The organism is Pontibacter silvestris, assembly GCF_020907275.1.
Taxonomy (GTDB): Bacteria; Bacteroidota; Bacteroidia; order Cytophagales; family Hymenobacteraceae; genus Pontibacter; species Pontibacter silvestris.
The window spans coordinates 73,987-97,722 of sequence record NZ_JAJJWI010000014.1 but is presented as its reverse complement, the minus strand read 5'-3'; the positions used below and the strand labels follow the sequence as shown (position 1 = coordinate 97,722).

Genomic DNA, 23,736 nt, shown 5'->3' with positions numbered 1-23,736 from the left:
AGAAAACAAACACTGGCTTCAGCCCCGGCTCCCCCGCTCCCCGAAAAGGGGCCTGCTGCAGCTCTGCCTCCTGCCTGAGGCAGGCTCTTTTACCCCGTCTCAAGGAATGTTCCGCTGCGGCCTGGTGCAGCGAGCAAGATGTATTTTTGTATACCAAAACCTGCCGCGCCTCCTTCCCGTTGGGTTTGCCGCAGCGTTTGCCCACCTCGGAGCTCGGTGCCTGCTGTCCCCATACCGGATCATGCGCCATGGCTAGAAGGAAAACGGACGAGGCAGCGGAGCTGCTCTCCCACCCTATCATCTTCCGGGTGACGGAGCGGGAGTACCTGCGCCTGGAGGAGATACAGAAAAAGAGCGACTGCCACTCCATCGGGGAGGTAATCCGGCGCTCCCTCGCAGGCAGGCAAGTCAGGCTCTTCCACAGGGACGCCTCCCTGGACGGGGTCGTGGAGGAGCTGCGGGCCATCGGTGTGAACATCAACCAGATCACGCGCCACTTCAACGCCAGCTCCTCCGGGCAGAGGCGGGCATTCCTCTCCCACCAGGCCCTGGAGCAGTACCGGAAAGTGGAGACGAAAGTGAACCTGCTGCTCTCGCTCATCTCCCAGCTGGCCAGGAAATGGTAGCCCGCATCATCACCGGAAAGAACCTGAGGGGCGTCCTGCACTACAACGAGCACAAGGTACAGGAGGGGAAAGCAGAGCTGCTGCTGGCCCACCGGTTCCTGCAGGAGCCCCACCTGCTGCGCTTCCGGGAGAAGCTGGCCCGCTTTGAGCGGCTCCAGGAGAAAAGCCCGCAGGTCAGAACGAACGCCGTGCACATCTCCCTCAACTTTGCCATGGGAGAGGCGCTGGAAACAGAAAAGCTGCAGCGCATCGCCACCGACTACATGGACCGGATCGGCTTTGGCGGCCAGCCTTACCTGGTCTACCGCCACCTGGATGCGGCGCACCCGCACCTGCACATCGTCACCACCAATATACAGGCAGGCGGGACGCGGATAGACCTCCACAACATCGGGCGGGAAAAGTCAGAGCCTGCCCGCAGGGCCATAGAGCTGGACTACAGGCTGGTGCGGGCGGAGGACCAGCAGCAATCAAACAAGCGGCCTCTGTCCCCTGCCCTGCTGGCGCCGGCGCTTTACGGGAAGTCAGAGACAAAGCGCACCGTCGCTAGTATCGTCACCGCCGTCACCCGCGGCTACAACTACACCTCCCTGGCGGAGCTGAACGCAGTGCTAAAGGGGTTTAACGTGACGGCGGACAGGGGAAGCGAAAAGTCACAGATGCACCGCAGGGGCGGGCTGGCCTACAGCATCCTCGACGGGCAGGGCCAAAAGGTGGGCGTACCGGTCAAGGCCAGCGCCATTGCCGGCAAACCGACCCTGGCAGCCCTTGAGAAGCGCTTCGAGCAGAACAGGCAGACGCGGAGACTGTACCGGGAGGCCCTGAGGCAAAGCATTGACAGGGTTTTCAATACAGTACCATCGCCCAGCAGGGAAAAATTCGCGCTGCTCCTGCAAAAGGAGCATATCCAGGTGCTTTTCCGGGAGAGTGCCCTGGGCCTGACCTACGGGGTGACCTTCATTGACCACCGGCGCAAGGCAGTCCTCAACGGAAGCGAGCTGGGCAAGGCCTACGGCGCCAAAGCGCTGCTGAAGCGCCTCCCTGGAGAGCAAGACTTAAATACAACTGAGGAAAGGCGGCGCCTGGAGCAACCGACAGGGCACAGCACTCCCGGAGCGCCTTTGCCTGAGCCTGCATGGCACACGGCCTTACACTTCGACGCACCGGCGATCCTGCAGGACCTGTTGAAAGCCGAGCAGCAGGGGGATTACCTCCCCCACACGCTCAAGGCCAGGAGGCGAAAGCGCCGGAGAAGGCCAAGACTATAGAGGAAAGTAACTCAAACTTAAGTAAAACGAAACATGAACACAGGGGAAAACCAGCAGGGACTGCGTCAGGTCACCGACTTCACCAGGCTTCTAAGCCTGGCGGTCCTGCTCCTGCACTTCTACATCGCCTGCCACCCTGCCTTCCGGGAGTGGGGGCTGACTGCCGCCCTAACGGACCGGGTGGTGCAGAATTTCGCCGGCATGCCTTTGTTTCAGAGCAGCCTGAAAGCCAGCGGAGCCGCACTGCTCCTGCTGCTTGTTTCGCTTCTCGGAGCCAAAGGAAAGAAAAGCGAACATCTTCGCTTCGGCACCGTCGCCGGCTATCTTCTCCCCGGGCTGCTGCTTTACTTCTCAAGCCAGTTCCTGTTAAGCGTTGATGTCACACCTCCTGTGGCAACAGCTTACATGGGCACAACAGCGCTGGGCTACCTGCTGATCCTGGCAGGGGGCACGCTGCTCTCCCGCCTGTTGAAGGTGAGGCTGGGCCAGGATATCTTCAACAAGGCCAACCAGTCCTTTCCGCAGGAGGAGCGGCTGCTAGAGAACGAGTACTCCATTAACCTGCCGGCCCGGTACACGCTCAAAGGCAAACCCCGCCGCAGCTGGATAAACATCATCAACCCTTTCCGGGCCCTGCTGGTGATCGGCACGCCCGGGGCGGGCAAGTCTTACTTTGTCATCCGCCACGTCATCACCCAGCACATCCGCAAGGGCTTTGCCATGTTCCTCTACGACTTCAAATACGATGACCTGACGCGCATCGCCTACAACACCCTGCTGCGACACGCTGACAAGTACCCGGTAAGGCCGGCGTTCTACCTCATCAACTTCGATGACCTCTCCCGCACCCACCGCTGTAACCCGCTCGACCCGGACACGATGACGGACATCACGGACGCCACCGAGGCCTCCCGCACCATCATGCTGGGCCTGAACCGGGAGTGGATCAAAAAACAGGGGGACTTTTTCGTGGAGTCTCCCATCAACTTCGTCACCGCTATCATCTGGTTCCTGCGGAAGTACCAGGATGGCCGATACTGCACGCTGCCCCACGTCATCGAGCTCATGCAGGCAGGTTACCCGGAGCTGTTCGCCGTGCTGCGGACCGAGCCGGAGATAGAGGTGCTCATCAACCCTTTCGTCTCGGCCTTCGAGAACGAGGCCATGGAGCAGCTGGAGGGCCAGGTGGCTAGCGCCAAGATCAGCATGGCCCGCCTGGTCTCCCCGCAGCTCTACTACGTGCTCTCGGGAAATGACTTTACGCTGGACCTGAATAACCCGGAGAAGCCCAAGGTCATCTGCCTGGCGGGTAACCCCCAGAAGCAGCAGGTGTACGGGGCGGTGCTCTCCCTTTATATCTCCCGGGCGATCAAGCTGGTCAACCAGAAAGGGCGGGTCAAGAGCAGTCTCATTTTCGATGAGTTCCCCACCATCTACTTTAACGGCATCGACTCCCTCATCGCCACGGCCCGCTCGAATAAAGTGGCCACCACCCTGGCCGTGCAGGACTACAGCCAGCTCAAAAAGGATTACGGGCGGGACCAGGCGGAGGTGGTGATGAACATCGTGGGCAACGTCATCAGCGGCCAGGTCACGGGGGAGACAGCCAAACAGCTGTCCGAGCGCTTCGGCAGGATCGTGCAGCAGCGGGAAAGCTTCTCTGTAAACAGCAGCGACACCTCCGTGAGCCGCTCTACGCAGCTGGACGCCGCCGTGCCCCCCGCCGTCATCGCCTCGCTCTCCTCCGGGGAATTCGTGGGCACGGTGGCCGATGAGCCGCAGTGCCCGGTAGAACTCAAGACCTTCCACGCCACCATCCTCAACGACCATCAGGCCCTGGCCCGGGAGGAAAAAGCTTACCTGCCCATCCCCCGGATCCGTGAACCTGACAGGGACATGGTAATGGCGGAATACCGGCGCATCAGGGAGGAGGTCAGGCTGATCATGGAAGGAAGCCATTAGACGCGTTCATCAAAAAACCATGTTACATTTAAATAAATATATATCTATATATCAATTAGTTACATCTCCTGAAAAAAGAGACCACTCCCTTGCTTATCAAATTTCACAAACCTGTTCCCCTGAGCAGGTTATACTGAAGCCATAGCATGTGGAGCAGGCAAAAGGGCTAATCTTGAACCTGCCGTAGCATGGTCATGCCAGCCTTCTCCAGGAAAAGCCCTTAATCAAGTTCACCGGGGAAACTTAACGTACATGCATATGATACACCAGGCAAACAAGCTCTATGAACAGCTCGTGGAACAGCTCCGGGAGGCAGAAAACCAGCCCGACCTTTCCCCGGCACAGCGCCGGGAGAAATACCTACAGCTCATCAACGCCTCCATTGCGGAACTGAAGCTGCGGGTCATCCACCACCATTTTGACAAGGAGCAGGAGGAGATTCACTTCTTCAAGTATCTCAAGCCCCGGTTCAGCAGCCTGCTCATCTACCACTCCCGGCTGGCCCTCATCGAGCTTAAAAAACCGGTGGGGAGCCTGCAGGACCTGCGGCGCCACTACAAGAACGAACTGCGGCTGATCCGCGTCTTCTACGATCACCACGTGCAGCTCCACCAGTACATGCTCTCGGAGGCCTTCTTCCTGGATGCCCGGCTTTTCGTGCGGGGCAATTCTGAGCTGCCTTACCATTACAGCACATCGGCCGTGGATACGGACACGCGCTTCACCACCCATTATGACTACGTGGTTGCCCGCTTACAGGCCAACCAGCGGCTCCGGGATTACCTGCTGCAGGCGCTCCGGAACCTGGATGAGGGCCACTTGGAGCCTGCGGCCTCTCCCCCCCGGAAAGAGCTGAGTTGGACGGGGCCGAAGGTTCACCTGATTGAGCTGGCCTACGGCCTGTACGAATCAGGGCACATCAACAACGGCACGACAGACCTCATGGAAATCACCCGGCAACTGGAGGCCCTCTTCCAGGTGAAGCTCGGCAACGTCTACCGCACGTTTCAGGAGGTCCGCCAGCGGAAGAAGGACAGCCGCACCAAATTCCTGGACCTGATGCGGGAACGGCTCCTGCAGCGCATGGATGAGCTGGATGGTAACTAAAAAGCTCCCCTACCTGAAATACTCTTATATAGGCTAAATGCCTACAGGAACACGTTACAAATATGGTTTTCAAGGGGATAGCACAGAGAGACTGGAGCTGATTACATCCCCATTTCTAAGAAACATTTGGTACTCAAGCTAATGACAGATACCGCTGATGCACTTCCTGCTCTCCCTGTGGTGCAGCCGTTCTTGATGCAGTAAAGATGACGCCCACTGGATGGCAGTAAAGATGACGCCCACTGTAAAACTTTTGATGTCAAACTGCTGACCATTGCCCTCCTCTCGGCCCGCTACTTCCACGGCCACCTTCACTCGGCCTACGGCTATATGCAGGCCCACCACGGAGTGAGGCGCATCGACAAATCAGACTTCGTGCGCCGCCTGCAGGGCCTTGAGCAATAACTGCTGCCCTTATCCCTGCTTTGGGGCAAAGCATCCAGGGATTCAACATCTCGTGCGCCTACCTGATCAACTTCTTCCCGATGCCTGTCTGCCATCTGCCCCGAGCTAAGGCTTACGGGGCAAGTGCGTCAGCAAGCGGCGCTACATATATGGCTTCCACCTGCAGGTGGTCACTACCTCAGACGGGGTGCAGGTCCAGTGCTATATCCATGCAGGATCCTTTGCCGACGTTGCCGCCTTCAAGGCCATGGAACTGGACTGGTCCGAGGGCAGTAGGCTCTATCTATGCCGACGCCGGCTATACCTGCGACCAAGTGGAGGCCCTGCTTTCCGAGTGTGCCGGGGTCGGGCTCTGCTGCTGCCGTAAATCAAGTAGCAGGTGAAAAGGATAAGCCCTACATGGCTTTTCTCAAAGACCACTACCAAAAGCGCATCGAAATTTGTGCTACCGAAACTATGTCTATTCGGTTTTATTTAATGATTTAAGAACCCCATTCCCGCTTTCGCTTTGCCATTTTCCAGTGCCTCTTCTTATCTACATTGCTCATTCTGCCCAGATTCTTCCGCAAATTTAATGGCCAGCCTTTGGGCATCCTCGGCCAGCACATTGATGTGCTGCTTCTAATCCTTGGACATATTTGCCATGAAAGCTGGGTAAACCTGCAGTTTATAATGATGTGCAAGGTGCTCAGGAAGAAAGGTGGAGTAAAGAAGCACTGATGCTCCGCTCCGCCTTCACCAGAAAACAGTCATAGAATCCCTGCTCCTTTCCAACTATTATGTTAAAAAAAAGATCATCAGCTCCTAACATCCTGGTTATTGGGGGAATCGCATTCGCTTTCAGCAAGTCTAGAGCATCTTGGGCTTCGCTCTGGAGGGCAAGGATGGTAACGTGTGAGTCAACATCACCTAGGGCGTCTTCAGATAGGCTTTCAAGAAGCTTTAGCTCAGGTATTGGCAGGAGCAGGCTGGCCCAACCCTGGTCGCTGTGCAGCGGGCTGTAAGGAGCCTCCATTGGCTTAAAGCCCTTATCGACCCCCATTCCTTCCGCATCGTTTGTCACGACGTCATACTTCCATTGGATACGCTCAGGCTTGAATTGCCTGAACCGCTCCACACTCTCGGGTGTCTCTCTCATGATCACCCACAGCCGCTTACCCTCCGATAAGCTCGTTGCCCAACCAATGTATCTTTTAAACCGCGCCCTGTAATTTCCTCCGTCATTTTTATCAGTCTTAGATAGCACAGGTGGTATTATGCTTAAGTAGCAGTACAAGTTTCCCTCTCTATAATGTTTAAAATCTGCAGCCATATTTAAATATGTGATTTATTTTACACCTTCAGCTTACTTTCACCGAGTACTTTTGACATATCAATGAGGACAAATCCACACAAGGACCATGTCAGCCATTGTACGTGATCCTCCTGCCGTTTCGGAAAGCCTCCCACCCTTCCTTTAGGGCATACGGAACAATAAGCAGGGCAGCCACCGGGTCGACCCACCACCAGCCCAGGTAGCGCACCGCCAGCAGACCACCCAGTACCGCCACGGTCTGATAGAGGCATACGAAAGTATCCTTGGCGTCTGCTTTCAGCGCCTCGCTGTCCAGCCTATTGCCATACCTGTACTTGTACCAGATAAGGATTGGGTTTATCACCAGCGAAACAATTAGGATAACAATTCCCATCGTGCTCCAGTCAGCCGTCTCCTCTTTTATAAGCTTTGTAACAGAATCGTAAGTGATGAATGCGCTAACGATTAGGAAAGAGGAGGCTATGACGTACAAAGTAATTTTCTTCCTTTTCTCTACCTTTTCACTGCTGATGCCTTCAAGTTCTCCTTTCAGCCGCCACCAGAGGGTACTTGCCGAGATCACCTCTATGATGCTGTCAAGCCCCCACCCGACCAGGGCGGCGCTGCCAGCGGTAAAGCCGGCGGTTAAAGACACCACCACTTCAATGGTGTCATATACAAAGTTGTACTCATGAACCTTCTTTGCTTTCTTCAGGCACTTTTCCCTTTCTTTATCAGCCATAGCTAACCTACCTATAAATACACCTTATTTTGTTTTGGCCTTTACTTCCTGTAGGCCAGCAGCCTTAGCGCATTAAACACCACCAGCAAGGTGGAGCCCTCGTGCATCAAAACGGCAGGCCCAATGGTGGCCACCCCCGAGATGGTCAGCGGGATTAGCAGCGCCACCATCCCCAGGCTTACCCAAAGGTTCTGTTTAATTATTCTCCTGGACATCCGGCTCAGGCCGATGGCGAAAGGAAGATTCTCCAGTTTGTCCGACATCAGGGCGATGTCGGCCGTTTCCAGCGCCACATCCGAACCCGCAGCTCCCATGGCAATGCCCACGGTACTGTTGGCCATGGCCGGGGCATCGTTTACGCCGTCTCCCACCATGGCTACCTTGCTTTCCTTCTGCCGCAGCTCCTTGATGGCCTTTACCTTCTCTTCCGGCAGCAGGCTGCCCCAGGCATCGGTGAGGCCGATCTCCCCGGCTACCGCATCCGCCACTTTCTGGTTGTCGCCCGTCAGCATGATCATCCGCCTGATACCCATTTTTTTCAGCTCTTCCAGGGTAGCTTTTGCCGCTGCACGAGGCGTATCCATCAAGGAGATGAGGCCGATGTAGCTGTCATTTTCACGCACCAGCATAGAGGTGTTCCCTTCTGCTTCCAACGACTGCACTTTGTCAATCAGCTCCTGGGAGGGCCTGATTTCGTCCAGTTCCTCGAAAAGCTCCAGGTTACCTATGAATGCCTTGTTGCCCTCCAGGGTGGCTTTTATCCCCTTTCCCAGCACAGCTTCCAGATCTTCTGCCCCGGGAACCGGCATATACCCGAGCCTTTCTTTCCCGTCTCTGACAATGGCTTTGGCCAGCGGGTGGTCGCTCAGTGCCTCCACGGCTACCGCTCTTTTCAGCAGGTCATTTTCCGAAATATCACCCCAGGGAATAACATTGGTGAGTTTGGGTTTGCCTTCTGTCAGAGTTCCGGTTTTATCAAAGGCCAGGGCAGTCAGCACGCCCAGGTCCTCCAGGGGCCGCCCGCCTTTGATCAGTACACCGCCACGTGCTGCCCTTGCCACCCCGCTCAGCACGGCGCTAGGCGTGGAGATGGCCAGGGCACAGGGGCTGGCTGCCACCAAAACGGCCATGGCCCTGTAAAAGCTTGCGCTGAAGGGCTCATCCAGCACCAGGAAAGCGAAGTTCAAGGCCACTACCAGCAGGAGTACGGAAGGCACGAAGTACTTTTCAAACCTGTCGGTAAACTGTTGCGTGGGCGATTTCTGTGTCTGTGCCTCATTCACCAGCTTTACGAGCCGCGATAAAGTGGAGTCCTTGGCCTCTTTGATCACTTTCACCTCCAAAGTATTATTCCCGTTGATGGTGCCGGCGAACACGCGGTTTTCGCTTTTTATCTCGCTTTCCGTACTGTATGTTTGCTCCGGATCATCTACCGGCTCCTTATCCACCGGCACACTCTCTCCGGTGATGGGGGCTTGGTTTACGCTGCTCTGCCCTTTGACGACCACACCGTCAGCCGATATTTTACTGTTTGGCCTTACTATGATTACATCGCCGAGGCGCAGTTTTTCGATACCTACCTCCTCTGTCTTGCCATTCTTCTTGAGCAAGGCTGTTTTGGGTGCCAAATCAGCCAATGCCGCGATAGATTTCCGGGCTTTGTTCATGGCGTAATGCTCCAGCGCGTGCCCCATGCTGAAGAGGAACAGCAGCAAGGCTCCCTCCGCCCACTCTCCCAGTATAGCCGCTCCAATAGCTGCCACCAGCATCAGGAAATCTATCTCGAAGTTTTTTTTGATGATCTCCTCAGCCGCTTCCTTGGCCGTGAAGAGTCCGCCGAAGAAGTAGGCCCCGATGTAAAGCGCCAGGCTTGCCCAACCTGGCACCCCTTCCACAAAGCTTAACCCAAAACCAACAGCAAGCAAGGCCCCGCAGATGATGGAAAAGATAAGTTCTGTGTTTCTGCCAAAGATTCCGCCGTGTTCATGCGTGTGGTCACTGTCTGGCTCCATTTTTTCTTTCAGTCGTTCCTGCTCCTGCGGTGTAACCTCGTCTTTTTTCTCTTTGCTTTGCCCTACATTAACTCCTCCTGCACTTGCCGGGGTACCGGCAACCCTCAATCCTTCTTTCCTGATGAGCGACAGAATCCTCTCTTCGTTGGTTCTGGACCTATCGAATTCCAGGCGCACTATACCCGAGGCGGCTACCGAAGCCTGCAGCAGGCCGTCAGCCTGCTGCAGGCTTTGCTCCAGGTATCGTGCATGGCGGGCATGGCGAATGCCTTCTACCTCGATAAGTTGATGCCCAAATTCCTCTGTCAACGAAGCGCCTGTTTGCCTGGCCAGCGTCGTTATGCGCTCCATGGAGATCTCCTCCGGGTTGTAGTGAAAACAGAGCTGTGGTGCATTCTGGCCTGTTTCATCAGAAATATGCACCTTTTCAATGCCCTGCCGGCCCTGAAGACGGTCCATGAGTTCACGTACGCAGCGGTCCCTGACATCCGGCACTTCAGGGAGTACAAGAGGAAGTGCTATTTTAATTTTTCTCATTTGCTTTTATTGACTACGTTAATCTTTTTACAACTGGCTTTCCTGAGGCCGAAAAGCAACAAGTTAGGACCGACCGTTATACTAAGTATGAAAGCTGCTAACAACAGCCCCATCAGTGTCCAAATCAGAAACGGCTATGCTTCTTGAAGCGAGAGGTTGTCTTTTAACATCAGGGCAGCTTTGCCCGGCAAAAGACTTCTCCTGGTGCTGCGCCTCAATTCTGCCTACAGAAAGTATTAGGGGGAACAAGGACAATGCAGCTACAGTTTGCCACGTTATAACTACCCATACGATAGCTAGTTTCTTGCTCATTCTTCTTCAGAATATAGCCCGTTAAAATCAAGTATGCTTCGTTATGAACTGCAACGGTCACAAATACCTTTCACCACCATGTTCACCTCCTGAAAGCTGAACTTGTTTGGAAGCTGTACATCCGGCACTTTCGCTTTGGGAAGGCAATAGGTTTCTTTGCAGCTGTTACAGTAGAAATGGACATGCAGCTCTTCTGGGGCACAGGTACAATCCTCTTGGCATAAAGCATACTTCGTTAAGCCCGCTCCGTCAATAACCTGATGCACCAGTCCTTTTTCTTCAAAGGTCTTCAGCGTACGGTACAGCGTGACACGGTCTGCATGCTCGAAACCCGCTTCCATTTCGCTCAGGCTCATAGCCGTCTGCTGTTTTAGAAGTTTATCCAGTACTAGCAGGCGCATAGCCGTCGGGCGGATATGCCTGGCCCGCAGCCGCGCTTCAAGTTCCTCGTTCATACTCTTTCTCTTGTTCTCTATAAAGCAAAGCGTTATGGTCGTGGACGCCTCTGTTAAGCTATCCAACGAATTGCCTTTCATTTCTTGTTAATCAGCGTGCGCTGTATTGCCTTTACCCATTTCTGCAATTAGGTTGTAAGCGCCGTTGTAGGCCACCTGGGCACTATCAGGCAGCTGCTGCTGCAGCTTTACCTCAACCCAGCCACTGTCACTGGCACCTGTCACGACAGGAACCTGCCTGAACACCCAGGCCTTTCCCGCTGTTTGTGCAGGGGCCTCCGTTGCTCCGGTAGTATTTCCCTCTGCTGGATGCGCTTCTTCGGCGCCAACTTCTCCTGTCTTTACAAAGATGAAGGACTGGTCTCCCTCCAGCACAACGGCCGCTTCTGGCACGGCGAGGGCTGTCGTGCTGTCCACTGCAATGCGGCCCTCAATGTACATGCCCGGTATCAGGCTTTCTGTGCTGCCTTCTATGTCGGCATGAAGGTGCACTGCCCTGACATCCTCCTCGAAAGCCGGACTCATATTGTAAACTGTTGCGGTATATTCTCTACCTGCCGCATTAGCAACTGTAAAGCTTACCTTTTGCCCCACTTTTACATTTGCAACGTCTTTTTCAAAGACCATGAGGTCGGCATGAAGCTGTGAGCGGTCTACTACGGTAAGCATCTGTTGCTGGGGAGACACGTACTCTCCTATATTCATGTACACCTTCTGCACGTAGCCGCTTAAGGGCGAGACGACCGGGACCGACTGGTATATTCTGCCGGAGAGGATACTGCCTGTGTTGAGTCCCAGGATGCGGAGCCTGGACTTCAGTCCTTCCACCTGAGCCTTATTGGTGTTATAGTTTGAAGTGGCCTCCTGCAGGTCCCGTCCCGAGCCCACCTTTTGCTCATACAGCCGTTGCTGACGATTGTACTCCTGCTCCAGGTACTGTAGCCGGCTGGCCGCCTCCTGAAGGTCTACCTGCATCTGCACCAGCTCGGGGTGCGTCAGCAGGGCAAGCGTCTGCCCTTTCCGTACCCTGTCGCCTTCTATGACTTTTATTTCCTGCACGTTTCCGCCTACGGTCGCACTGATGCTCGCCTTGCTCTGGGGAGGCACCTCCAACTCGCCCGTTACTTTCACCGTGCCCGTCAGGTTCCTGTTCTGCAAAGGGCCGAGCTTTAGCCCAATGGCATTTATTTGTGCCGGGGACATGCGCACAGTACCTTCCTCATGCCCTTCTTCGGCTGCCATTTCCTGCTCCCGGGCAGTGTCATCCGGGGTGCTGCAGGCACTGAACACCAGTAGCAGCACACGAAGCAGAAAGTGTATATTTGGTTTGATATGCATCGTCTTTAGTTGTTTTGTTGATTGGATGATTGAAGAAAATAAATTAGGTGCGCCTTCGTGTCCAGGTAATTCCCAAGCGCCTCCTGGGCATCGAATTCCACCTGAATAGCATCCCGTATGATCTGGAGGAAACCGATATAGTCAATGGCTCCCTCGCGGTAAGCGATGATGGCCCCATTGCGCTGCTCTACCGCTAATGGTAAGGCCTCCTGCTGGTAGTACTGCCAGGAGTTAAGCCACTTGCGGTACTCTTCCTGCAGACTGCCATAGCCAGCCTGCAGCTCCAGCTGCGTACGGCGGAGGTGCTGCCCGGCGATCTCGCGCGCTATTTTGGCGGATTGGACCCGGCCACGCTCCGCAAAAGGGAACAAGGGGAAGTTCACTCCAATTTGGTAGCTGTAGAAACCTGACTGACCTGCTATTTCCTGGGCAGCATACTGTCCGCTCAGGCTCGGAAGGTAGGCCGCTTTGGCCACGCGCTGGCGGGCCTGAGCCACCTCCACCTGCCGGCGGGAATAGTCCAGTAACGGGTGCTGACTTAGGGTGTCTGCCAGACCGGGCAGAGGCTCAGCCAACTGATCAGGCTCTGGCAGGGTCGTAGTACAGGGAGTGTCGCTCACCAGCCACTGATTCAGCTGGCGCAGGGTTGCCCGGTAATTTCGGAAAGCCTGCTCCTGCTGTATCCTTATCTTCCGGGCCTGATTCGTCGCCGCCAGGTACTCCAGGTGGGAAATGGCCTCTGTTTCGTACCGTACCTCTGCGGCTCTGGTGAACTCGGAAAAAATTGAGTCCAGCCGCTGGTAAAGCAGGTATTGGCTTCTGGCAGCGTAAGTGTTGCTCCAGGCTATACGCACCTCACGGGCCACCTCCAGTGAAGTTAAATTCAGCGCCGACTGGGCCAGGCTAACCTGCTTTTGCTGCAGCTTGAGCCTGGGCGCGATACTGAATACCTCTATGTTCTGCTGCTGAATGCCGATACGGTCCTGAACACCTTCGCTTCCATTCCCCGCCTCTTCCTTCCCTGTGAATACTTGAGTACTCCCCAGGTTCCAGGCCGCACTTCGCAGGGCTTGCTGATTTTCTATGCCAAGCCTGGCGGCTGTAATGGAAGGATAGTTGGCTACTGCCCGCTGCACCGCCTCTTCCATGGAGATAGCTGGCAGGTTGTCCGGAAGCATTTCTTTATCCTGTGCCGTGGCTGGGCCAGGAGAAAAGAAAAGTCCGGCACCCATCACCAAGGGCAAAAGAAAGGCAGGAGCCATGGCCATGTTCCCTTTGCCGCCACTTTCCCCAACCCTCGATTCAACGAAGAAATACAGAATAGGCACCACCACGAGCGTGAGGAACGTCGCTGTGATCAGACCGCCGATCACGACAGTCGCCAAAGGCCTTTGCACCTCAGCGCCCGCGGAGGCAGAGAAAGCCATCGGAATAAAGCCCATGATGGCGGCAGTAGCTGTCAGCAGGATAGGTCGCAGCCGTTCTTCTGTACCGATAAAGATACGCTGCCTCAGGTCCGTTATACCTTCTTCTTTTAAGCTGTTGAACCTACTGACCAAGACCAGCCCGTTCAGTACGGCAACCCCGAAGAGCACGATAAAGCCCACCCCGGCAGAGATACTGAAAGGCATACCTCTAAGGGCCAAGGCAAATACCCCACCAATGGCTGCCAGCGGCACCGCCATGTAAATCATAATCGACTGGGAAAGCGACTTTAAGGCAAAATACAGCAGCACAAATATCAACGCCAGCGCAATAGGCACCACTACCTGCAGGCGCGCCTTGGCCCGCTGCAGATTCTCGAAGGAACCGCCGTAGGTCACATAGTAGCCAGGCGGCAGGTCCAGCTGCGCATCCAGTTTTTGCTGAATCTCATTCACCATGCTCTCCACGTCACGGCCGCGCACGTTTACCCCCACGTTGATTCTCCGGGAAGTATTGTCGCGGGAGATTTGCATAGGCCCTGGCTGGTAACTGATATCCGCCACCTGCTGCATGGGCACCTGCTCCCCGTTCGGCAGGTCGACATAAAGGTTCTTCAGGTCTCCAATGCTGCGCCTGTTCTCTTTGGAGAGGCGGACAACAATGTCAAAGCGCTTTTCCCCTTCGAAGACCACCCCGGCTACCCCACCGGCAAAGGCGGTGCTGATGTAATTGTTTAGTTTTTCGATGTCCAACCCGTACTGCGCGATCTTCCTACGATCAAATCGCACCGTCATCTGCGGCAGCCCAGAGATAGCCTCCAGGTTCACGTCGCCCACGCCTGGCACAGTCTGGATGATCTGCGCCATCTGCTGGCCTTTGGTCGCCAGCACGTTCAGGTCCTCCCCGTAGAGCTTCACGGCCACATCCTCTCGCACACCGCTGATCAGCTCGTTAAACCGGAGTTCCACTGGTTGACTGAACACAAAGTTTATTCCCGGTAATACTGAAAGTTTCTCTTTTATCTTTTCGAGCAGCTCCTCTTTCGAGTCGGCGCTCACCCAATTTTCCTCGTCTTTCTCCAGAATGATAAAGGAATCCAGTATATCCATGGGCATGGGATCCGTCGGAATGGCCGATACCCCGATGCGGGCCACCATCGTCTTCACCTCCGGAAAATTCTCTAAGACGATCTTTTCTATTTTCTTGGACTGCTCAATGCTCTCAGACAGAGAAGACCCCGGGCGCAGCAGCGCCTGCATGGCGACGTCACCCTCATCCAGGCTCGGGATAAACTCTCCGCCCATGCGGGAGAAAGTATAGCCCGCTCCTGCCAATAAGGCTAAGGCAGTTAAAAGTACCATAGCTTTGTGGTTCATCGATTTACGCAATAAAGGCAGATACCCTTTGTGTATCCCGCCCATCAGTTTATTGCTGATATGCTCCACCTTGCTTTCAAACTTACCAGGCAGGCTTTGCCTGGAAGACGGCTTCAGCAGCAAAGCCGACACCATGGGTACATAGGTCAAACACAGCATGATGGCCCCCAGCACGGCAAAGCCGAAGGTAAAGGCCATCGGCTGAAACATCTTGCCCTCCACGCCGGTGAGGAAAAGGATGGGTGCGAAAACGATCAGGATGATAATCTGCCCGAAGAAGGCCGAGTTCATCATGGTGCTGCCCGAGCCATAGGCGATTTCGTCCATCTGCTGCTGCCCAAAGCTCATCTTTCCTTCCCTGACTTTCTTCTCTATCAGGTGGATAGTGCCCTCCACAATGATCACGGCCCCGTCCACGATGATACCGAAGTCAATGGCCCCCAGGCTCATCAGGTTAGCCGACACGTTGAAGATGCGCATGAGTATAAAGGCAAACAGCAGGGCCAGCGGGATGACAGAGGCGGTGATCAGGCCGCCCCGGAAACTGCCCAGCAGCAGCACCAGCACGAACACCACGATCAGTGCGCCCTCGGTCAGGTTCCTGGAGACAGTGCTGGTCGTGCGGGCAATCAGGTTGCTCTGGTCAATAAAGGGTTTTATCACCAAGCCTTCCGGCAAGGATTTCTGTACCTCAGCCATGCGCTCCTTCACCGCCGTAATCACCTTGTCCGGGCTCTCGCCGCGGAGCATAAGCACCATGCCGCCCACAGCCTCGTGGCCGTCCTGCGTGAAGGCACCGTAGCGTACCTGGCTCCCAAACTGCACCTGGTCCGCCACATCGCTGATCAGGATCGGTGTGCCGTTATCATTCCGGACAACGATGTTGCGGATGTCTTCCAGGGAGCGCACCAGGCCTTCTCCCCTGATGAAGTTGGCCATGCTGTTCCGCTCGATATAAGCGCCTCCGGTGTTCACATTGTTCTTTTCCAGGGCCTGGAACACCTCTGAGATAGACACATTCATGGCGTTGAGCTTGCCCGGGTCCAGGGCGACCTCGTACTGCTTGATGTTTCCGCCAAAGGCGTTTACCTCCACCACGCCAGGCACCAGCGCCATCTGGCGGGTCACGATCCAATCTTGTATAGTTCTAAGTTCGGTGGGGGTATACACGGTGTCATACCCTGGCTGCGGCTCCAGCACGTACTGGTAAATCTCTCCGAGTCCGGTGCTGATGGGTCCCATGGCAGGCTCCCCGAACTGCTCCGGAATCTCGACTTCGCTGAGTTTTTCCTGCACCAGCTGCCGGGGCAAGTACGTGCCCATGCCTTCATCGAACACCACGGTCACCACAGAAAGGCCGAAGCGGGATATGGAGCGTATTTCCTCCACCCCCGGAAGGTTGGCCATGGTCAGCTCAACCGGATAGGTCACGAACTGCTCTATATCCTCGGTGGACAGGTTCTCCGAGGTGGTGATGACCTGTACTTGGTTGTTGGTGATATCGGGCACGGACCCGAGGCTAACCGTGGACATGGCCCATACGCCCGCACCGATCCAGGCGACGATCATGAGGCCGATAATAAGCTTGTTCCGGATGGAAAAAGCGATGACACTATTTATCATGTTGGTTATTTGTAGGAACAGAGAAGAAATAATAAGCTCTGGCAATAATGGCCAAGGCCGCAAGAGCGGTTGCAACAGTCAGCCCGATGATCTTTCACTATTTACGCCAGCCGTACTTCTGCTTTTCCTTTGTTTTGTTTCGTCTGTTGAGTTGATTTTTATTTGATTTATTCAACTATAAATAGCTATAGTTTTATTTTAAATCATATAATGGGTGATCTCCTCCTTGATTGAAAGGAACAGGATAGAGGGTACAGCAGTACATCAGCATGCCCATACAGGGCATGATTAGCTGTGCACATACAAGAAGGGATGGGTTATCCTATCTTGGGCGGCTGCCAGATAGAACGGGAAATGGAAAAGACGAAACTATTTTTGTACAGGGCACTCTCATGCCTTGCCTCTGGTGCAGAGACGTTTTCAACAACCGCTATATTCTGTGGCTGGTAATGGGTATGGCAGCAATGGCAGGCACAAAAAGGGGAACACTCGTCTGCACCACAGTCCTGGTGGTCTTGATCCAAACCAGCCACAGTTACTACTTCCCCTTTCCCGGGAATCGCGGTTGCCCTGTCCAGACACGGTTTCAGGGAAAGAGTCAGCAAAAGCAGAGTCAATATGTAGAGTATAAACCTCATTTAAACAAAGGTAGTTAACAAAGTGATGCAATGCCATTGCAAGTTTCGCATTCATCAAACACTATAAGTGGCAGCCTTCTACGGTTGGTTTGAAAGAGAATGGATACTGCAACAGCCTTGGAGCTTATGCACATATTCATTTTGCTTTACCGCTTGATCGTGCGGCAGGTTAAACGCATCCAAAGTTTAGAGAATTCCAAAATTTGAATGGCTTATTCAAAGTACTGTAATCAATAAGGGTAATATGCATCGTTATCTATTGTAAGTCCTGAATAGGTAATAGGTCTTCAGAGCCACTTTTCAAATTTGTTTACAGGAGTAATTCCAACTTGATGCTTCAGCTACTTCTATGAAAATAGTGCCAATAAATAATTAATGTCGTTGTACTACTATACGCGTTCAACCTGCTTCTTTATGGCACCCTCAGATTTCAAGCGATAAAATGCGGTTGACATGCAGGCACTCGCTTTAAAACTTTCCCCTACTACGGCTCGACTTGTGAAAACCGGATAGCCGGTACCCCCATCTTTGCCTTCATTATACTCGGCGCATGGGGCGGCGGGGTTAAGACACGAAGGCTATGCTATCTTCCTTTACCTGGCAACAGTACCTGCTTACAGCAGGAGCGACCTTAGGGCTCTACTACCTGGCGGTGCTGCTCCTGTATTGCAGAGAAGACCTTACTCGCATCATAAAAGGCCAAACAAACAGGCCAGCCCTGCCGGCAGGTCTGCCCCACCCCCCGCAGGTGTCCGTCATGGGGTCCGCCTCCCCTGGGGCGGACCCATTCCTGTCCGAGGCGTCGGCTATCCTGGTGGCTCCGCAGCCTTCCACTCTCCCGGAAGAGGAACCTGGAGATGCCGTGGTAACCGCTGTACTGCAGGATATAAAGCCCCTGCTGGAGCTTGCTACCGAGGCGGACGTGGAAAAGGAAGAGCTCCTGCCGCTCCTGCGCCTGGTCACCTCCAGGCACAGCCCCTCTCTGCAGGACTATCATAGAGAGGCTGTAGAAAGTTTTCTCCTCGGGCAGGGCATGTACTCTTTCACCCTGACACCCGCCGACCTGCAGTCCCTTTGGTCTGAGACCTCTTCAAAAGAATAAGCTTTACCATATCTTATCCCTAACCTCAAACCCATTCCAGATGAAAAAGCACAAAGCACTATTCCCGCAGCGCAAAAAGACGAAAGCAGCCGCTGCCCTGACAGCTATCCTGACCCTCTCGCTTTCCCTGGCCGCGCAGGCGCAGACTGGCGACGGCAACGCGGGCATCGCCCAGGCCACCGACATGATCAGCGGCTATTTCGACACCGGCACCAGCCTGATGTATGCCATCGGTGCCGTGGTCGGGCTGGTGGGCGCCGTGAAGGTCTACCAGAAATGGAACGGCGGAGAGCCGGACACCGGCAAGGTGGCCGCTGCCTGGTTCGGCAGCTGCATCTTTCTGGTCATTGTGGCCACGGTCCTTAAATCCTTCTTCGGTGTCTGAACTTCCAGCTTAGTGTCTATGGCTACAAGTGTCTATACCATCAACAAGGGCGTTAACAGGTCCCTGGAGTTCAGGGGCCTCCGTGCTCAGTACATCACTTACCTGGCGCTGGGGCTGGTCCTGCTGCTCCTGCTGTTCACCCTGCTGTACCTGGCCGGGGCGCCCGTGGCAGCCTGCCTTGCCTTTATTGCCCTGGCGGGAGCCGCTCTTTTCGGCGCAGTCTATCACCTCAACAACACCTATGGTGAGTACGGCCTTCTGAAGATGGCTGCCCGTCGCCAGGTGCCGGCCTGCATCCGCATCTGTTCCAGACATTTATTCCTGCAGCTGAACACCCCGCACAAAACCGGAAAGGAGGAAGTCCATGGCAGCGCCCATTGACCTGGGGAAACTGCTGCCGATCTACACAGTAGAGCACGGCTGCATCCTCTCCCGGCAGGGAGACATTACCCTGGCCTACCAGGTCAGCCTCCCTGAGATCTTCACCCTCTCAGACAGGGACTATGAGGCCTTTCACCAGGCGCTCATTAAGTCTATCCGCCTCCTGCCACGCTTCACGGTCTTTCATAAGCAGGACTGGTTTATGGAAACCTCCTACAAGGCTGACTTCTCCGGGGAGCGGCAAAGCTTCCTGACCAGGGCCAGCGAGCGCTTCTTCCATGAGCGCCCTTACCTGGCGCACTCCTGCTATATCTTCCTGACCCGGAAGCCGGACAGTCGCAGGCCGTCGAGCTCCCTGTTATCAGGACTGCTGCGCAGGTCCCTTGTGCCGGAGCAGGCCCTGCAGCCCCGCCTGCTGCTGGACTTCCTGGACCAGGCGGGACAGTTTGAGCAGGTGCTCAGCGACAGCGGCTTTGCCCGGCTCCGCAGGCTCCCGGATGAGGAACTGGCCGGCACAAGGGAAAAAGCGGGGCTGCTGGAGCGTTACTGCGGCCTCCTGGAGGAAGAAGGCCTGCCCCTGCTCCAGGACATTCACCTAAGAGGGGGCATCCGCATCGGCGACAGGCATTGCCAACTCTTTACCCTGGCCGACGCAGAGGCGCTGCCCGCCCTGTGCGGCTCAAGGGTCAACTACGACAAATACTCCACCGACCGCAGCAAGTGCAGCACCGGCTTTGCCTCTCCGCTGGGCCAGCTGCTGCCCTGCAGCCACATACTCAACCAATACATCTTCCTGGAGGATGCCCCGCAGACCCTGCAGCGGCTGGAGCGCAAACGCCTGCGCCTGCAGTCGCTCTCAGCCTACTCCCGGGAGAACGCCATCGCCCGCGATGCTACGCAGGATTTCCTCAACGAGGCCCTCGGGCAGCAGCGCCTCCCGGTGAAGGCGCACTTCAATGTGCTGGCCTGGACAGAGGAGCAGGAGAAGCTAAAGAAGCTGGGCCATGTTGTCTCCTCGGCCATTGCCCAGCTTGACGCCACTCCAAAGCTGGAGACGCACGGGGCGGCGCAGATATTCTGGGCTGGCTTGCCTGGCAACGCCGCGGACTTCCCGATGAACGACACCTTCGACACTTTCCTGGAGCAGGCCTGCTGCTTTCTCAACATGGAGACGGCTTATCGCTCCTCCCTCAGCCCCACAGGCCTGCGCCTGGGCGACCGGCTCACCGGAAAGCCCCTGCACGTGGACATCTCCGATGAGCCGGTCAGGCAGGGCATCTGCACTAACCGCAACAAGTTTATCCTCGGCCCCTCGGGCAGCGGCAAGTCCTTTTTCACCAACCACCTGGTGCGCTCCTACCACGAGCAGGGCAGCCACATCGTGCTGGTGGATGTGGGCCACTCCTATAAGGGGCTCTGCGACCTGGTGAACGGCTACTACTTTACCTACGACGAGAAGAACCCCATCCGCTTCAACCCCTTTTACATCGAAGGGGGCGCGGAGCTGGACACCGAGAAAAAGGAGAGCATCAAGACGCTGCTGCTCGCGCTCTGGAAAAAGGACAGTGAGGCTTTCTCCCGCTCAGAGTACGTGGCCCTCTCCAACGCCCTGGAACTGTACTATCATACGCTGCGCGCAAAGCCGGACATCTTCCCCTGCTTCGACACCTTCTATGCCTTCGTGCGGGAGACCTTCAGCTCCAGGCTCCGGGCGGAGCGGGTGCGGGAAAAGGAGTTTGATATCGACAACTTCCTCTATGTGCTACGGCCCTACTACCGGGACGGGGAGTTCGGCTACCTGCTCAACGCGCGAGAGAACCTGGACCTGCTCACAGAGCGCTTCATCGTCTTCGAGCTCGACAACATCAAGGACCACCCTATCCTCTTCCCGGTGGTGACCATCATCATCATGGAGGTCTTCATCTCCAAGATGCGCAAACTGAAGGGCGTGCGCAAGGCCATCCTGATCGAGGAGGCCTGGAAGGCCATCGCCAAGGAGGGTATGGCCGAGTACATCAGGTACCTTTTCAAGACGGTGCGCAAATTCTACGGAGAGGCCATCGTGGTGACCCAGGAGGTCGAGGACATCATCTCCTCCCCCGTGGTGAAGCAGGCCATCATCAATAACTCCGACTGTAAGATCCTGCTGGACCAGAGCAAGTACCTCAATAAGTTCGACGGCATACAGGAGCTGCTGGGCCTGACGGAGAAGGAGAAGGCGCTCGTGCTCTCCATCAACAAGGCCAACGACCCGCACCGCAGGTACAAGGAGGTGTTCATCAGCCTGGGGGGCACGCTCTCCAAGGTGTACCGCACCGAAGTATCGCTGGAGGAGTACCTGGCCTACACCACCGAGGAGTCAGAGAAAGTGAAGGTGCAGGCCTACGCCCAACGCCACGGCGGAGACCTGCGGAAGGGTATCCGGGAACTGGCCGGGGACATGCGGACAGGGAAAGTTTAACGGCCGAAAGCAGCGTGATAACAACAGATACAGCGGCATTTCATCCAATAAGCTAAAAGACCATGAGACACAGCATGAAAAAACATTTTACCCGGGCCTGGCTCATTGTGCTCCTGTTTGCCGCAGGGCTCAGCCAGGCGGCACAGGCGCAGGACCCTGTCACGGAGGTGATAAAAGCGGGCGTCAAAAAAGCAATCGTGGCCATGGACCTGAAGATTCAGCGCCTGCAGAACGAAACCATCTGGCTGCAGAACGCCCAGAAGGTAATCGAGAACGAGCTCTCCGAGCTCCGGCTCACCGAGATCGCTGACTGGACGGAGCGTCAGCGGCAGCTGTACGCCGGCTATTACCAGGAGCTCTGGAAGGTGAAGGCCGCCATCGCCTCCTATGGGCAGGTGCGGGACATCATCCGGCAGCAGGCGGCCCTGGTGGAAGCCTACAGGCGGGCCTACGCCCTCTTCCGGCAGGACAGCAATCTCTCCCCTGCCGAGCTGGACTACATGCAGCAGGTTTACACCGGCATCCTCGGGGAGAGCGTCAAGGACCTGGACCAGGTGCTGCTGGTCATCAGCTCCTTTACCACCCAGATGAGCGACGGCGAGCGCCTGGCGCTCCTCCACCGGGCGGCAGCGCGCATCGGCCGGCACTACAGCGACCTGCGGGAGTTCAACGAGCAGGGCATCCGGCTCAGCCTGCAGCGGGCAAGGGAGCATATCGACCTGCAGCGGGTGAAGCGACTGTACGGGCTTCAATAACAAAATATTTAAAAGCAAGCATTATGAAGGCATTCCATATAAAAACCAGCGCACTGAAAACATTCCTGCCCGGCGTTTTTCTGCTGGCCTCCGTCCCCCTGCAGGCGCAGGCCTTTGACGAGTGGTTCCGGCAGAAAAAGACCCAAAGGGAGTACCTGGTGCAGCAGATCGCAGCCCTCGAGGCATACGCCGGTGTCCTGCGCGAGGGCTACAGCATCGCCCTCCGGGGAATCAGCACCGTGGAGCACAGCAAAAACGGCGACCTCGGCCTGCACCAGGCTTTCTTTGGCTCCCTTAAACTTGCGGGCCCGGCCATCGGCGGGGCGGCGCGCATCGCTGATATCCTCCGCTACCAGGCGGCCATCGCCCGGGACCTGCGGGAGTCCCTGCCCGCGCTCCGGCTCAGCGGGCAGCTGAAAGAGAACGAGCTGGAGCACCTGGAAAAAGTGAGGGAAAGGCTGCTCGCCTCCTGCGCACGGGACCTGGAGGCGCTCTGGCTGATCCTGACGGAGAACGAGGTGGAGATGCGCGACGCAGGACGGCTCGAGCGACTCGAGGAGCTCTTCAAAAACACACTTGATATTTTCTCCTTCACCCAGGCCTTTCTCCTGGAGGCGCGGGTGCTGGCCCACTGGCGGGACAGCGAGCGGCAGGTGCTTGAAAGCACCCGCTCCCTTTACGGCCTGCCGCAATAGCCACACCTTTCACAACAGGTAAATCATCCACTTCTTATGCATCTGATTATAAAACGAACCTGGTATCTCCTCCCGCTCTTCTTCCTGGCTACCCTTTTCCTGGGCCCGAACCGGGCGAGGGCGCAGTCAGAAGAGGCACAGCAACTGCTGCTAAACGTAGAGAAGCTCGCCCAGCTCAAAAGCATCCTCTCGGACATGAAGACAGGCTACGACATTATCCACAAAGGCTACGGTGCGGTCAAGGCTATTTCAGAGGGAAGCTTCAGCCTGCACGATGCCTTCCTCAGCAGCCTGCTGGAGGTAAGCCCCACCGTAAGGAAGTACAAGCGGGTGGCCGACATTATCGAGTACCAGCGGCGCATCGTCTCCGAACACACCCGCGCCTACGCCCGTTTCCGGCAGGGCGGCAGCTTCACCCTGGAAGAGCTGGCGTACCTGGGCAGCGTCTATGCCTCTCTGAACCGCCAGAGCCTGCGGCACCTGGATGAGCTGACCCTCATCCTCACCGCCGGGGAACTGCGCATGAGCGAAGAGGAGCGCCTGGCCGCCATCGACCGCATCTTCACCGAAACCGAGGATAAGCTCACTTTCCTCAGGCATTTCAACCGGCAGGCAGGCTTGCTGGCCCTGCAGCGGGACAGGGAGCGGTTCGAGTTGGAGAGCATACAGGGCCTGTACAGAATCAATCCCTGACCAGTCAATCCTTTCACAATGAAAAAGCTATCGCAAATCGCCTCTCTCTTTTGTTTGGCATCCCTGCTCCTGCCGCTCCATGCGCAGGCGCAGCGTTCGGGCACCGACATGCCCGGCATGCACCAGGTGCTGAAGGGCTCTACG

19 protein-coding genes and 1 pseudogene are annotated in these 23,736 nt (G+C 55.9%); 12 read left to right on the top strand and 8 right to left on the bottom strand.

Annotated elements, in window-relative coordinates; all coding sequences use genetic code 11:
* Nucleotides 1-248 precede the first annotated feature (248 nt).
* The 5 genes and pseudogenes from LN995_RS13935 to LN995_RS22250 all read left to right on the top strand — a co-directional run.
* Complete coding sequence (locus LN995_RS13935) at nucleotides 249-626, top strand: plasmid mobilization protein (RefSeq protein ID WP_229961692.1); 378 nt, start codon at nucleotides 249-251, stop codon at nucleotides 624-626.
* Nucleotides 620-1,894 carry a relaxase/mobilization nuclease domain-containing protein gene (locus LN995_RS13930; RefSeq protein ID WP_229961691.1) on the top strand — a complete coding sequence of 425 codons (1,275 nt, stop codon included), beginning with the start codon at nucleotides 620-622 and terminating at the stop codon, nucleotides 1,892-1,894. Before LN995_RS13935 ends, LN995_RS13930 begins: the two co-directional genes overlap by 7 nt.
* Nucleotides 1,895-1,927: 33 nt before the next feature.
* On the top strand, nucleotides 1,928-3,856 hold the full coding sequence (mobC, locus tag LN995_RS13925; RefSeq protein WP_229961690.1) for a conjugal transfer protein MobC: 1,929 nt from the start codon (nucleotides 1,928-1,930) through the stop codon (nucleotides 3,854-3,856).
* A gap of 258 nt (nucleotides 3,857-4,114) precedes the next feature.
* Entirely contained in the window at nucleotides 4,115-4,963 is an 849-nt protein-coding gene (locus tag LN995_RS13920) for an RteC domain-containing protein (RefSeq protein ID WP_229961689.1), read from the top strand.
* A gap of 216 nt (nucleotides 4,964-5,179) precedes the next feature.
* Nucleotides 5,180-5,806 (top strand): annotated as a pseudogene (locus LN995_RS22250) (IS982 family transposase); the annotation flags it as partial.
* Nucleotides 5,807-6,056: 250 nt separating this feature from the next.
* On the opposite strand, the gene LN995_RS13905 reads toward LN995_RS22250, so the two are convergent.
* From LN995_RS13905 to LN995_RS13870, 8 genes are all read right to left on the bottom strand, one after another.
* A complete protein-coding gene (locus tag LN995_RS13905) occupies nucleotides 6,057-6,680 on the bottom strand; it encodes a hypothetical protein (RefSeq protein WP_229961686.1) in 624 nt (207 codons plus the stop codon).
* 91 nt (nucleotides 6,681-6,771) lie between these two features.
* Nucleotides 6,772-7,404, bottom strand: coding sequence for a cation diffusion facilitator family transporter (locus LN995_RS13900; RefSeq protein WP_229961685.1), 633 nt, complete (start codon nucleotides 7,402-7,404; stop codon nucleotides 6,772-6,774).
* 41 nt (nucleotides 7,405-7,445) lie between these two features.
* Nucleotides 7,446-9,953, bottom strand: coding sequence for a heavy metal translocating P-type ATPase (locus LN995_RS13895; RefSeq protein WP_229961684.1), 2,508 nt, complete (start codon nucleotides 9,951-9,953; stop codon nucleotides 7,446-7,448).
* An 81-nt stretch (nucleotides 9,954-10,034) separates the two neighbouring features.
* Complete coding sequence (locus LN995_RS13890) at nucleotides 10,035-10,265, bottom strand: hypothetical protein (RefSeq protein WP_229961683.1); 231 nt, start codon at nucleotides 10,263-10,265, stop codon at nucleotides 10,035-10,037.
* Between the two features lie 41 nt (nucleotides 10,266-10,306).
* Nucleotides 10,307-10,801, bottom strand: a complete 495-nt coding sequence (locus LN995_RS13885; RefSeq protein ID WP_317206957.1) for a Fur family transcriptional regulator — start codon at nucleotides 10,799-10,801, stop codon at nucleotides 10,307-10,309.
* Between the two features lie 6 nt (nucleotides 10,802-10,807).
* Complete coding sequence (locus tag LN995_RS13880; protein ID WP_229961682.1) at nucleotides 10,808-12,058, bottom strand: efflux RND transporter periplasmic adaptor subunit; 1,251 nt, start codon at nucleotides 12,056-12,058, stop codon at nucleotides 10,808-10,810.
* Nucleotides 12,059-12,063: 5 nt separating this feature from the next.
* Nucleotides 12,064-16,482 carry a CusA/CzcA family heavy metal efflux RND transporter gene (locus tag LN995_RS13875; RefSeq protein WP_229961681.1) on the bottom strand — a complete coding sequence of 1,473 codons (4,419 nt, stop codon included), beginning with the start codon at nucleotides 16,480-16,482 and terminating at the stop codon, nucleotides 12,064-12,066.
* Between the two features lie 317 nt (nucleotides 16,483-16,799).
* Nucleotides 16,800-17,120 carry a DUF6660 family protein gene (locus tag LN995_RS13870; RefSeq protein WP_317206956.1) on the bottom strand — a complete coding sequence of 107 codons (321 nt, stop codon included), beginning with the start codon at nucleotides 17,118-17,120 and terminating at the stop codon, nucleotides 16,800-16,802.
* Between the two features lie 528 nt (nucleotides 17,121-17,648).
* Here LN995_RS13870 and LN995_RS13865 point away from each other — a divergent pair.
* From LN995_RS13865 to LN995_RS13835, 7 genes are all read left to right on the top strand, one after another.
* Nucleotides 17,649-18,119, top strand: a complete 471-nt coding sequence (locus LN995_RS13865; protein ID WP_229961679.1) for a hypothetical protein — start codon at nucleotides 17,649-17,651, stop codon at nucleotides 18,117-18,119.
* 143 nt (nucleotides 18,120-18,262) lie between these two features.
* Nucleotides 18,263-18,607, top strand: a complete 345-nt coding sequence (locus LN995_RS13860; protein WP_229961678.1) for a DUF4134 domain-containing protein — start codon at nucleotides 18,263-18,265, stop codon at nucleotides 18,605-18,607.
* Between the two features lie 18 nt (nucleotides 18,608-18,625).
* On the top strand, nucleotides 18,626-18,988 hold the full coding sequence (locus tag LN995_RS13855; RefSeq protein WP_229961677.1) for a DUF4133 domain-containing protein: 363 nt from the start codon (nucleotides 18,626-18,628) through the stop codon (nucleotides 18,986-18,988).
* Nucleotides 18,972-21,449 (top strand): TraG family conjugative transposon ATPase, encoded by a 2,478-nt coding sequence (locus LN995_RS13850; protein ID WP_229961676.1) that lies wholly within the window; start codon nucleotides 18,972-18,974, stop codon nucleotides 21,447-21,449. The genes LN995_RS13855 and LN995_RS13850 overlap by 17 nt, the downstream gene beginning before the upstream one ends.
* Nucleotides 21,450-21,523: 74 nt before the next feature.
* Nucleotides 21,524-22,204, top strand: a complete 681-nt coding sequence (locus tag LN995_RS13845; RefSeq protein ID WP_229961675.1) for a conjugal transfer protein TraI — start codon at nucleotides 21,524-21,526, stop codon at nucleotides 22,202-22,204.
* A 23-nt stretch (nucleotides 22,205-22,227) separates the two neighbouring features.
* Nucleotides 22,228-22,899, top strand: coding sequence for a hypothetical protein (locus tag LN995_RS13840; RefSeq protein WP_229961674.1), 672 nt, complete (start codon nucleotides 22,228-22,230; stop codon nucleotides 22,897-22,899).
* Nucleotides 22,900-22,935: 36 nt separating this feature from the next.
* On the top strand, nucleotides 22,936-23,592 hold the full coding sequence (locus tag LN995_RS13835; RefSeq protein WP_229961673.1) for a TerB family tellurite resistance protein: 657 nt from the start codon (nucleotides 22,936-22,938) through the stop codon (nucleotides 23,590-23,592).
* Nucleotides 23,593-23,736 lie beyond the last annotated feature (144 nt).

What these genes read in the sequence shown, in the direction of transcription:
- LN995_RS13885 (WP_317206957.1), bottom strand. Translation starts at nt 10,801, where the DNA reads ATGAAAGGCAATTCGTTGGATAGCTTAACAGAGGCGTCCACGACCATA.
- LN995_RS13850 (WP_229961676.1), top strand. Translation starts at nt 18,972, where the DNA reads ATGGCAGCGCCCATTGACCTGGGGAAACTGCTGCCGATCTACACAGTA.
- LN995_RS13855 (WP_229961677.1), top strand. Translation starts at nt 18,626, where the DNA reads ATGGCTACAAGTGTCTATACCATCAACAAGGGCGTTAACAGGTCCCTG.
- LN995_RS13890 (WP_229961683.1), bottom strand. Translation starts at nt 10,265, where the DNA reads ATGAGCAAGAAACTAGCTATCGTATGGGTAGTTATAACGTGGCAAACT.
- LN995_RS13930 (WP_229961691.1), top strand. Translation starts at nt 620, where the DNA reads ATGGTAGCCCGCATCATCACCGGAAAGAACCTGAGGGGCGTCCTGCAC.
- LN995_RS13875 (WP_229961681.1), bottom strand. Translation starts at nt 16,482, where the DNA reads ATGATAAATAGTGTCATCGCTTTTTCCATCCGGAACAAGCTTATTATC.
- LN995_RS13835 (WP_229961673.1), top strand. Translation starts at nt 22,936, where the DNA reads ATGCATCTGATTATAAAACGAACCTGGTATCTCCTCCCGCTCTTCTTC.
- mobC (WP_229961690.1), top strand. Translation starts at nt 1,928, where the DNA reads ATGAACACAGGGGAAAACCAGCAGGGACTGCGTCAGGTCACCGACTTC.
- LN995_RS13840 (WP_229961674.1), top strand. Translation starts at nt 22,228, where the DNA reads ATGAAGGCATTCCATATAAAAACCAGCGCACTGAAAACATTCCTGCCC.
- LN995_RS13870 (WP_317206956.1), bottom strand. Translation starts at nt 17,120, where the DNA reads ATGAGGTTTATACTCTACATATTGACTCTGCTTTTGCTGACTCTTTCC.
- LN995_RS13920 (WP_229961689.1), top strand. Translation starts at nt 4,115, where the DNA reads ATGATACACCAGGCAAACAAGCTCTATGAACAGCTCGTGGAACAGCTC.
- LN995_RS13895 (WP_229961684.1), bottom strand. Translation starts at nt 9,953, where the DNA reads ATGAGAAAAATTAAAATAGCACTTCCTCTTGTACTCCCTGAAGTGCCG.
- LN995_RS13935 (WP_229961692.1), top strand. Translation starts at nt 249, where the DNA reads ATGGCTAGAAGGAAAACGGACGAGGCAGCGGAGCTGCTCTCCCACCCT.
- LN995_RS13860 (WP_229961678.1), top strand. Translation starts at nt 18,263, where the DNA reads ATGAAAAAGCACAAAGCACTATTCCCGCAGCGCAAAAAGACGAAAGCA.
- LN995_RS13905 (WP_229961686.1), bottom strand. Translation starts at nt 6,680, where the DNA reads ATGGCTGCAGATTTTAAACATTATAGAGAGGGAAACTTGTACTGCTAC.
- LN995_RS13900 (WP_229961685.1), bottom strand. Translation starts at nt 7,404, where the DNA reads ATGGCTGATAAAGAAAGGGAAAAGTGCCTGAAGAAAGCAAAGAAGGTT.
- LN995_RS13880 (WP_229961682.1), bottom strand. Translation starts at nt 12,058, where the DNA reads ATGCATATCAAACCAAATATACACTTTCTGCTTCGTGTGCTGCTACTG.
- LN995_RS13845 (WP_229961675.1), top strand. Translation starts at nt 21,524, where the DNA reads ATGAAAAAACATTTTACCCGGGCCTGGCTCATTGTGCTCCTGTTTGCC.